General features: G+C 71.7%; 10 protein-coding genes. 5 read left to right on the top strand and 5 right to left on the bottom strand.

The window, feature by feature from the left end; translation table 11 throughout:
- Together ACTWQJ_RS37915 and ACTWQJ_RS37920 are read right to left on the bottom strand one after the other, a co-directional pair.
- Positions 1–1418, bottom strand: a 1418-nt coding sequence (locus tag ACTWQJ_RS37915) for an alkaline phosphatase D family protein (RefSeq protein WP_443310983.1), incomplete at its 3' end; no start/stop codon positions are given.
- Between the two features lie 133 nt (positions 1419–1551).
- Positions 1552–2196 carry an HNH endonuclease family protein gene (locus tag ACTWQJ_RS37920; RefSeq protein WP_443310984.1) on the bottom strand — a complete coding sequence of 215 codons (645 nt, stop codon included), beginning with the start codon at positions 2194–2196 and terminating at the stop codon, positions 1552–1554.
- A gap of 385 nt (positions 2197–2581) precedes the next feature.
- Here ACTWQJ_RS37920 and ACTWQJ_RS37925 point away from each other — a divergent pair, with 385 nt between their 5' ends.
- Both ACTWQJ_RS37925 and ACTWQJ_RS37930 read left to right on the top strand, forming a co-directional pair.
- The gene (locus tag ACTWQJ_RS37925; RefSeq protein WP_443310985.1) at positions 2582–3163 is read left to right on the top strand and encodes a TMEM165/GDT1 family protein; all 582 of its coding nucleotides are present in this window, start codon (positions 2582–2584) and stop codon (positions 3161–3163) included.
- Between the two features lie 226 nt (positions 3164–3389).
- Positions 3390–4049 carry an HAD-IA family hydrolase gene (locus ACTWQJ_RS37930; RefSeq protein WP_443310986.1) on the top strand — a complete coding sequence of 220 codons (660 nt, stop codon included), beginning with the start codon at positions 3390–3392 and terminating at the stop codon, positions 4047–4049.
- A gap of 255 nt (positions 4050–4304) precedes the next feature.
- On the opposite strand, the gene ACTWQJ_RS37935 is transcribed toward ACTWQJ_RS37930, so the two are convergent.
- Entirely contained in the window at positions 4305–5078 is a 774-nt protein-coding gene (locus ACTWQJ_RS37935; RefSeq protein ID WP_443310987.1) for a peptidoglycan-binding domain-containing protein, read from the bottom strand.
- 353 nt (positions 5079–5431) lie between these two features.
- Here ACTWQJ_RS37935 and ACTWQJ_RS37940 point away from each other — a divergent pair, with 353 nt between their 5' ends.
- Positions 5432–7483: a DHA2 family efflux MFS transporter permease subunit gene (locus ACTWQJ_RS37940; RefSeq protein ID WP_443310988.1), complete on the top strand. Its 2052-nt coding sequence runs from the start codon at positions 5432–5434 to the stop codon at positions 7481–7483.
- On the opposite strand, the gene ACTWQJ_RS37945 is transcribed toward ACTWQJ_RS37940, so the two are convergent.
- Positions 7467–7958, bottom strand: a complete 492-nt coding sequence (locus ACTWQJ_RS37945) for a GNAT family N-acetyltransferase (RefSeq protein WP_443310989.1) — start codon at positions 7956–7958, stop codon at positions 7467–7469. The two genes, ACTWQJ_RS37940 and ACTWQJ_RS37945, sit on opposite strands and share 17 nt — an antisense overlap.
- A 163-nt stretch (positions 7959–8121) precedes the next feature.
- Here ACTWQJ_RS37945 and ACTWQJ_RS37950 point away from each other — a divergent pair, with 163 nt between their 5' ends.
- Together ACTWQJ_RS37950 and ACTWQJ_RS37955 are read left to right on the top strand one after the other, a co-directional pair.
- Entirely contained in the window at positions 8122–8811 is a 690-nt protein-coding gene (locus ACTWQJ_RS37950) for a hypothetical protein (RefSeq protein ID WP_443310990.1), read from the top strand.
- A gap of 3 nt (positions 8812–8814) precedes the next feature.
- Positions 8815–9306, top strand: a complete 492-nt coding sequence (locus ACTWQJ_RS37955) for a hypothetical protein (protein ID WP_443310991.1) — start codon at positions 8815–8817, stop codon at positions 9304–9306.
- A gap of 4 nt (positions 9307–9310) precedes the next feature.
- Here ACTWQJ_RS37955 and ACTWQJ_RS37960 read toward each other — a convergent pair whose 3' ends face one another.
- Entirely contained in the window at positions 9311–9721 is a 411-nt protein-coding gene (locus tag ACTWQJ_RS37960) for a DnaJ family domain-containing protein (RefSeq protein WP_129800834.1), read from the bottom strand.
- Between the last annotated feature and the right edge of the window lie 90 nt (positions 9722–9811).

The raw sequence follows: 9811 nt of genomic DNA on the forward strand, positions 1-9811 counted from the left end.
CTCCAGCCGAAGCGGAAGCCGAGCCGGATCGACAGCGGGATGGAGTTGTGCACGGGCGAGCAGGTGAGCTGGACGACCCGGGCGTCGGGGCCGGCCGAGGGCCAGACGGGTTCGGCCACGTAGGCGTGGTGCACGTCCCCCGACAGTACGCACACCGTCGCCGGTGCCCCGTCCCCCGAACCCGCCTCGGCGATCAGCGCGGCCAGTGCGTCGAAGGAGCCGGGGAAGGCCGCCCAGTGCTCCAGGTCCGCCGCCCGCCGCACCTTCTCCCCGAACCGCGCCCAGCGCTCGCCCTTCTCGCCCCGGCACAGCGCCGCGTTCCACCCCTCCGCGTCGTGCACCAGGTGCGGCAGCAGCCACGGCAGGGAGGTGCCGATCAGGAGATGGTCGTACGAGCCCGGCTCGTCCAGCGCCTGGGTGCGCAGCCACTCCGCCTCGCCCGGGGCGAGCATCGAGCGCGCCTGTTCGTCGAGGACGCGGGCGGCGCGGGTGTCCACCATCAGCAGCCGTACGCGGCCGAAGTCGCGCCGGTAGCTCCAGCGCACGGACGTCGGATCGGCGTCGGCCCTGGCGGCGAAGGCGCGCAGGAGGTCGGTCGCGTCGGGGGTGTCGCGTACGGCCGCGTACAGGGCGTCGGCGGCCAGTTCGGCCGGGGACAGGTTCCCCAGGTGCTGGTGCACCCAGTACGACATCAGGCCGCTCAGCAGGCGTTCGCGCCACCAGTCGGTGGCCCGCATGTCGGCGAGCCAGGCGGCGGAGGTGTTCCAGTCGTCGATGACGTCATGGTCGTCGAAGATCATGCAGCTGGGGACGGTGGACAGCAGCCACCGCACCTCCGGGTCGAGCCACGATTCGTAGTAGAGGCGGGTGTACTCCTCGTAGTCCGCCACCTCCCCGCCCGGCGGCTCGCTGAGGTCGCGGCGGGCGGCGAGCCAGCGCTGGGTCGCCCGGGAGATCTCGTCGGCGTAGACCTGGTCGCCCAACAGCAGCAGCACATCGGGTCGTTCGGCCGTGGGGTCGGCCGCGATGCGGGCGGCCAGGGTGTCCAGGGCGTCGGGGCCGACGGGGTCCTTCTCGTCGGCCGGGGGAGCGGCCCAGCGGCAGGAGCCGAAGGCGACGCGGACGGCGTCACCGGTCGTCCCCGTGCGGATGACCGAGGGCGGGTACGGGGAGTCCGGCAGCGGCCACACGCTCGTGCCGTCCAGGAACACCTCGTACTCCGTCGCCGTGCCCGCAGTGAGGCCGCTGACCGGCACGAGGGCGTAGTGATGGCCCGCGACCTGGAAGGTGCGGGCCGTACCGCGGGCGCCGTCGGCGCAGCGCACCTCGGCGGTGCACGGACGGCTCGCCTCGACCCAGACGGTCGCGGACGAGCCGTCGGCGTACCTCAGCAGTGGACCCAGGCGCAGCCCTGCCACGTGATCGCCCGCCCTTTCTCTGGTCGGGTTCGCCTCCGGGGCGCCTCAGCCCCTTCGGCTCACCCTCCTCCGTCGCCCCGTACGGTACGGAACGACGGAGGTGAGCGGGGAGGTTCCGCGGGTCACGGTTCGATCAGCAGGGGGCCAGGTAGTTCTGCAGCGCGCTCTTCTCGGCCGAGTCGACCGAGAGGCCGTAGTAGTACTTCACCTGGACCCAGGCGCGCACATAGGTGCAGCGGTACGAGGAGACCGACGGCATCCAGGTGGCCGGGTCCTGGTCGCCCTTGGACTGGTTGACGTTGTCGGTGACCGCGATGAGCTGGGGGCGGGTCAGGTCGTTGGCGAAGGACTGGCGGCGGGAGGTGGTCCAGCTGTCGGCGCCGGAGTCCCAGGCCTCGGCGAGCGGCACGAGGTGGTCGATGTCGACGTCGGAGGCGGCGCTCCAGGTGGCGCCGTCGTACGGGGAGTACCAGCTGCCGCTGGTGGCGGCGCAGGCGGAGTCGGTGACGACATTGGAGCCGTCGCGCTTGAGGACGGTCTCACGGGTGTTGCAGGAGCCGCTGATGGTGATCCAGTGCGGGAAGAGGTCCCGGTTGTAGCCGGTGCGGTCCTCGGTCGCCACGGTGAGCTGGGCGAGGTAGCTGCGGGCGGTGGCGCCGCTGACCGGGGTGGGGAGGGCGGCGGAGGCGGTGGGGGCGTTGAAGAGGGCCACGGAGGCTATGAGGGCGCTGAACGCCGCGACTATGCTCAGCCGTCGACGCGCGTAGAACCTGGGCATGCGAACTCCCTTGGGAATGTGGGGGTGTTGGCGTGCGAGCGAGGGAATGCTCGCGGTGCCGTGTTGCGTACGGGTGTGCGTTGGGTGAGAAGTTAATGACGCGTGCATGACACGACAAGGTTCAAGGCGGAACTTTTCGCTCCACAGGTGTCGCGTACGATGGACGGCGCAGAAGGGGAGTAGCTCTTCGCCGGACCGTCGACATACTGCTCAGCTCGTCTGAGCCGGCGCCCGGAGGCGGGCCTCGAAGGTGAGGCCGGCCAGCGAGACCTTCGGCAAGCAGTGCACGCCCGAGCCGTACGGCACGGGTGCCGAGTGTGCTGCCGTGCCGAGGTGTCGCTGACGTACGACTCTCGGCGGGGCGGCCCCGACCGATTGAGGAACCTTGATCAGCATCACCGTCACGGCGCTCGTCTTCGGCGTCGTCTTTCTCGCCGAACTGCCGGACAAGACCGCACTCGCCGGCCTCGTCCTCGGCACCCGCTATCGCGCTTCCTACGTCTTCGCCGGTGTCGCCGCCGCGTTCGCGCTGCATGTCGCGCTCGCCGTCGCGGCAGGCAGTGTGCTGACGCTGCTGCCGCAGCAGGTCGTGCATGCGGTGACCGGCGTGCTCTTCCTGGGGGGCGCGGCGATGCTGCTCAGGAACAAGGGCGAGGACGAGGAGGAGATCCGCAAGCCGGAGGACCAGTCCTTCTGGAAGGTCGCCGGGGCTGGGTTCATGCTCATCCTCGTCGCCGAGTTCGGGGATCTGACGCAGATCATGACGGCGAACCTCGCGGCGCGTTACGACGATCCGCTGTCCGTCGGGCTGGGTGCGGTGCTGGCGCTGTGGGCGGTGGCGGGGCTGGGCATCGTCGGTGGGCGTGCGCTGATGAGGCGGGTGCCGCTGGGGCTCATCACCAAGATCGCGGCGTTGCTGATGCTGGGGCTCGGGGTGTGGAGTCTGTGGGAGGCCGTCGCCGGGTGAGCTGAACGCCCGGTGAACGGTTTCTCGAGGCGGTGGCGGCGCGCAGGGTTGTTTTGTACCGTGGAGAAACAAAGTGGTTCCCGCCCGTTTTCCCTGACCGGCGGGCGGGGCCACCTTGTCCCTTCGGGGGGCCACCTCGGGGGGTCGCCTTGTTCGTCCGGGGCCACCTGATCTGTCCGGTCTGTCCGGCGGCCACCGCCCCGCACCCCGCGTTCTGGAGCTGCCGATGTCGGCCACCACCGTGCTCACCGCCCGTGCTCTCCTGCTTGACATGGACGGCACCCTCGTCAACTCCGACGCCGTGGTGGAGCGCATCTGGCGGCGCTGGGCCGAGCGGCACGGGCTCGACGGGGACGAGGTCATGAAGGTCGTCCACGGGCGGCAGGGGTACGCGTCGATGGCGGTGCTGCTGCCGGACCGGCCGATGGAGCAGAACCATGCGGACAACGCGCGGATGCTCGCGGAGGAGACGGCGGACATGGACGGCGTCGTGCCGGTGCCGGGGGCGGCGGAGTTTCTGGCGTCCCTGCGGGGGCTTCCGCATGCGCTGGTGACCTCGGCGGACGTTGCGTTGTCGACGGCGCGGATGGCTGCGGCGGGGCTGGGGATGCCTGATGTTCGGGTGACCGCGGAGTCGGTGGGGGCGAGCAAGCCCGATCCGGAGGGGTTCTTGAAGGGGGCCGCGGAACTGGGGGTGGCGCCTGCGGACTGTCTCGTCTTCGAGGATTCGGGGGCCGGGATTGCGGCCGGGCAGGCGGCTGGGATGCGGGTTGTGGGGGTTGGGGTGCGGGCGGGGGGTTATCGGCCGGATGTGCTGGTGCCGGATCTGAGGGGTGTGCGGGTGGAGGCGGGGGTTGGTGGGGCGATGCGGGTGTACGTGGGGTAGTGGCTGACGTTGGTTTGCGGCGGACGTCGGGTTGTGGCTGACGTCTGAGGGTGCGGGGTGCTGGGGCTGGGCGGGGGGTGGGTTGCGCAGCCCGGCGCTGACGGGGTGCCGCCCGCGCCCACCCGTGCCGCCCTGGGGGTCCCCCCAGGCCCTTAAGGCACTGGGGGAGGCACGAATGCCCGTGGCTCGACGTGGCACGCGAGCGCCCGCGGCTCGACGCGTGGGTTGCGGTATGCGCGTGCCCGCGGATGGGCCCTATGGTTCCGCGGTTTCCGATTCCAGGCGCTCGCGGGTTTTCGTGTCGTAGACCCCCAGTTCGTCCGGCTGTACGCCGCGTGCCCACTGGTAGTTGCGTACTGCTTCCTCTACGCGGTGGTTGTAGTGGCCGTGGGGTTCGTCGTTGTACAGGTACAACTGGCGCAGGCGGAGTTGGAGTTCGACGACCTCGGGGCCGTCGTCGCCGGGGCGTAGGACGGGGGTGTTCTCGTCGCGGTCGTTGTCGGGGGCCTCGGGGGCGGTGGTGCCGGTCGTTGTCGCGGTGGGGGTGGGGGTTGCCGACCCGGGCGAGGTCGGGGATGTGGTTGGCGCCGAGCGGGTGGGGGTGGGGGACGGGGACGTCGGGCTTGTCGTCGGTGACGGCGTCGTGGGTGTCGGTGTCGCCGAGGGGGTGGTCGTGGACGGTGTTCGGGGTGCCTCGCTGGTGCGTGCGTCGGGTACGGCCTCCCGTACGTCCTGCGGCAGCGCGTCGTCGCGCGACGGCGTCTCGTAGGAGAACAGCCCGCTCGCGAACCCGGCCGCCGCCACGACGGCGACGACGGCGCCGGCCGCCCCGAGCAGTGCCGTACGGCGATGGTTGCGGGGCCGCTCCGGGCCGGCGTCCGGGGTGGGCGTGTCCGGACCCTGGGCCTCGAACAGCCGTAGATCGGTGGCGCTGGGCGTGAGGAGCGGGTCGGGTTCGACGGCGCGCAGGGGCATCGTGACCTCGGCGTCCGGGGGAGCCTGCGTCGCCTCCTCCCCGTCGAGGTCCACGTACGGACGGATGCGCAGCGGATCGAAGTCCTCCGCCGCCGCCTGTTCCGCCGTACGGGCGTCACGCAGGGCGTCGGACGCACGTCGGCCGCAGGCGCAGGACGGGGTGTTGTCCGCCCCCCCTGGGCGCCCCGCACTCCGGGCACTGATGCCCCTTCGGCTCCACCACGCGTCCGTCCCCTCCCCTCGCGACTCCTCGCGACCCCAGAGATTATGCAGATCTCGTGGAGGTCCTGTTCCCGAAGCCCTCGGAGTCACAGCGGAACTACACCTTCCAAGCGGACTCGACAGGCCATAACCGGGCAGACCGCCCACGATGGATGGCGTAACCACGGCAGCCCTCGGGAGGTCTCATGGCGGGGGATACGCGCGGCAGGACGAGGGACGTCCCGGGCGCCGGCGCCCAGGAAGGCGTGCCCGGCGGTGTCCTCGTGTCGATGGGCGCACTGCTCCTCGGCATGCTGCTCGCCGCCCTCGACCAGACGATCGTGTCGACCGCACTGCCCACCATCGTCAGCGACCTCGGCGGTCTGGAGCACCTGTCCTGGGTGGTCACCGCGTATCTGCTGGCGTCGACCGCCGCGACCCCGCTGTGGGGCAAGCTCGGCGACCAGTACGGGCGCAAGCGGCTGTTCCAGACCGCCATCGTGATCTTCCTGGTCGGCTCCGCCCTGTGCGGCATGGCGCAGAACATGCCGCAGCTCATCGCCTTCCGCGGACTCCAGGGCCTGGGCGGCGGCGGGCTGATGGTGCTGTCGATGGCGATGGTCGGCGATCTCGTGCCGCCCCGCGACCGCGGCCGCTACCAGGGGCTGTTCGGTTCGGTCTTCGGCACGTCGAGCGTCCTGGGGCCGCTGCTCGGCGGGGTGTTCACCGAGCACCTGAGCTGGCGCTGGGTCTTCTACATCAACCTGCCGGTCGGTGTCGTCGCGCTCGTCGTGATCGCGACCGTGCTGCATCTGCCGCGCACAGCCACCCGGCACGTCATCGACTACCTGGGCACCTTCCTCATCGCGGCCGTCGCCACCTGTCTGGTGCTGGTCGCCTCCCTCGGCGGCACCACCTGGGCCTGGGGCTCGCCGCAGATCGTCGGGCTCGCGGTGCTCGCCGTCCTGCTCGCCGTGGCGTTCGTGCTGGTCGAGCGGAGGGCGGTGGAACCCGTCCTGCCGCTGAAGCTGTTCCGTATCCGCACCTTCACCCTCACGGCCGCCATCAGCTTCATCATCGGTTTCGCCATGTTCGGCGCGTTGACCTATCTGCCGACCTTCCTGCAGGTCGTCCACGGCATCACGCCGACCTGGTCGGGCGTGCACATGCTGCCGATGGTGCTGGGCCTGCTGCTGGCCTCCACCGCTTCCGGCCAGATCGTCAGCCGCACCGGCCGCTGGAAGGTCTTCCCCATCGTGGGCACCGGCGTCACGACCCTCGGTCTGCTCCTGCTCAAGGAACTCGACGAGCACAGCTCCGACGCCGTGATCAGCGGCTGCCTCTTCGTCTTCGGCCTGGGACTCGGCCTGGTCATGCAGGTCCTGGTGCTCATCGTGCAGAACGCCGTCTCGTACCAGGACCTGGGCGTCGCCACCTCCGGCGCGACGTTCTTCCGCTCCATCGGGGCCGCCTTCGGAGTCGCCATCTTCGGCACGGTCTTCGCCGGCCGCCTCGACGACGCTCTGGCGTCCGCCTTCCGCGGCGTACAGCTTCCGCCCGGCGTGTCGATCGACTCCCTGGAAGCCGACCCGCGCGGCATCGCCGCCCTGCCACCGGGGCTGCGCCCGCCGGCCCTGCACGCGTACTCCTCGTCCATCACGGACGTCTTCCTGTACGCCGCTCCCGTCGCTCTCCTCGGCTTCGTGCTGGCGTGGTTCCTGAAGGAGGACCGGCTGCGCGGCTCGGTCATGGCACCCGACGTCACCGAGACGCTGGCCAGCAACCCCGTGCACCGGTCGTCGTACGACGAGGTGTGCCGCGCCCTGTCGGTGCTCGGCACCCGCGAGGGACGGCGCGAGGTCTACCGGAAGATCACCGCACGCGCGGGCTACGACCTGCTGCCGGCGGCGAGCTGGCTGCTGCTGCGGATCAAGCGGTACGGCTCCGTGGAGCCGGGCGTGCTCGCCGAGCGTGCCACCGTCCCGCTGGGTGCCGTCCTGGAGGCCGCCCGGCAGATCGAGGAACGGCGGCTGGCCGTCCGCGAGGGCCTCGACCTCGTCCTCACCGAGCAGGGCCGCGTGGTCGCCGAACGGCTCGCGCACGCCCGCGAGGAGTCCCTGGCCGGGCTGCTCGGCGACTGGTGGGGCCCGGACCGGCCCACCGACCTGGTGCAGCTGGTCAGGCAGCTGAACGAGGAACTGTGCGGCTCGGACCGGGAGGAGCCGCACGAAGACCGTCCGGTCACCCGCTCGAGATGAGCCGCTTGTCGAACCAGTGCTCGGCGTACGGGCCGGAGTTGTGTGCCGCGGTCTCCTCGTAACCGAGCCGCGCATACAGCGCCCGCGCCTCCACCAGGTCGCTCCGCGTGTCGAGGATCATCCGCTCGGCGCCGAGGGTTCGCGCGGCGTCCTCGGCGGCGGCGACGAGCAGCGCGGCCCCGCCCTTCCCGCGCAGCTCCGGCAGCAGGAACACACGCGTGAGCTCGGCGGTCGACGGATCCTCCGTCAGCCGTACGCCCGCCGTGCCGTCGTACCGCGCCACCAGCAGGCACCCCGCGGGCGGGGTGAGGTGGTCGCCCGCGTTCGCCGCGATCTCCCGCTCCAGTTCGGCCGGGTCGGTCCGGCGGCCCTGGTGCAGCAGGTACCAGCGGTCGCTGACCTCCGTGTAGTACGCCCGCCAGAGCGCGGCGGCGTCCGGGGAGTCGACGGGTTCGGGAGCGACGGTCCAGGTCATGCCGCTCATTGTCGGGAGACGGTGTGCGGGGCCCGCAACCGAATATGCGTCACCTCGGGCTCCGGCCGCGGACGGGGGTCGTTTGGGCGGGGGTGGGTGGGCAACCCGGTCAGCGGACCGGCCCGGTGAAGGGCCGGTCGGGTCGAGAACCCGGAAGGCATTCATGTCTGGCTGGATCATTGCTCTGATCGTGATTGCGGCGGTGGTCGTCCTCATCGCGGGCGCCTTGGCCCTGCGCGGCCGTGGTGCGACCGGCGGCCGGGACCTGCGGCGACGCTTCGGGCCCGAGTACGACCGGGCCGTGGCCCGGCACGACGGCGACACCAAGGCCGCCGAGCGCGAACTCACCGAACGCCTGGAGCGCCACGGCAACCTGCGGGAACGGCCCCTCGAGCCCGTGCAGCGCGAGCAGTTCGAGGCCCGCTGGACGGCAGCCCAGGAGCGGTTCGTCGACTCGCCGCAGGACGCGGTGAGTGAGGCGGACCGGCTGCTCGCGGAGCTGGCCGGGGCGCGCGGCTTCCCGGACGGCGGGCAGTACGAGGAACAGCTCGCCGCGCTGTCCGTGCACCACGCGGACCACGTGCACGGCTACCGGCGCGTCCACCGCATCGCACGCGCACAGGTCAGCGGCGCCCAGGAAGGGCGGACGGACGCCGCGCAGGACGGCCCCACCGCCACCGAGGAGATGCGCGAGGCCATGGTCGAGGCCCGCGCCCTGTTCGACGACCTGGTACGCCCGGCCCGCGAGGACGACGGGCGCCCCGCCGCCGAGCAGAAGACCGGGCGCCCGGCCCACGCCGGTGGCCGCCACCACCTGCTGTGGGGCTTCAGGCGGCACGCGAAGGGGAGTTGAGACATGACCGACGTGACACGACCCACGGGCGGCGGCGCGGAAGGCGAGCCCGACCGCACCCAACGCCGCGAGGACCTCACCGGCCACGAGGCGGCCCCCGCGACGGCCCGCGAGACCGGCGGCACCGGCGGCACCGCGCGCGATGAGGCGCCCATCCCGAGCCCCACGAGTCCCTCGGGACCCGCGGACCCGGCCGCCCCCACGGCCCGTATGGCCCCGCTGCTCCCGCACGACGAGACCGACAAACTGGGACTGCGGATGCAGCAGGCGGTCTCCGGGTTCGTGGACGGCCCGCGGGCCGCCGTCGAAGAGGCGGACCACGTGCTGGAGGAGATCGCCGCCCGCTTCACGGACGCGGTGACCCAGCGGCGCCGTACCCTGCGCAGGTCCTGGCAGTCGACGGACGAGGGCACGCCCGCGACCACCGACACCGAACAACTCCGCCTGGCCCTGCAGGACTACCGCGAACTGGCGGAGCGGTTGCTGCACCCCTGACCTTTCAAGAGGCCGCCGTCCGGCGCTCCCGCCACTGTCGTACGACATCTTCGACGTCGTACGGCTTCAGACCCAGCGGCGGGCCGGGCGGCGGCTTGAACATCATGTCGCGGATCTTGACGTTGATGTCCTCGACGATCTTGCGCACGGCCCGCTCGGACGGTGCCTTCGCGGCGGCCACGAGGGCGTCCTCCGCCTCCTTGCGCAGGGCCAGCGTCGGCGGCAGGACCGACACGCCCTCGCGGGCCAACTTCCGCTTGATCCACCACTGTTCGTCGTACGTCGCCTCGACGTCTCTCGGCAGTGGCTTGCCCGCGCCCGGCAGATGCGCGAAGTCGCCGCGCGCCTCCGCGTCGCGGATCTGCTTGTCGGTCCAGGACTCGAAGCTCACGCCCGGTGGCTTTCGCTCGGTCATGGGGCCATTGTGCCGGACGCCGTACCGTCGGGCGATTTATCATTCGGCGGCGGTGGGCCAACCAGTCCGCCGGGCAAGGACGTTGAGCCC

The organism is Streptomyces sp. KR55, assembly GCF_052245645.1.
Classification (GTDB): domain Bacteria; phylum Actinomycetota; class Actinomycetes; order Streptomycetales; family Streptomycetaceae; genus Streptomyces; species Streptomyces flavusporus.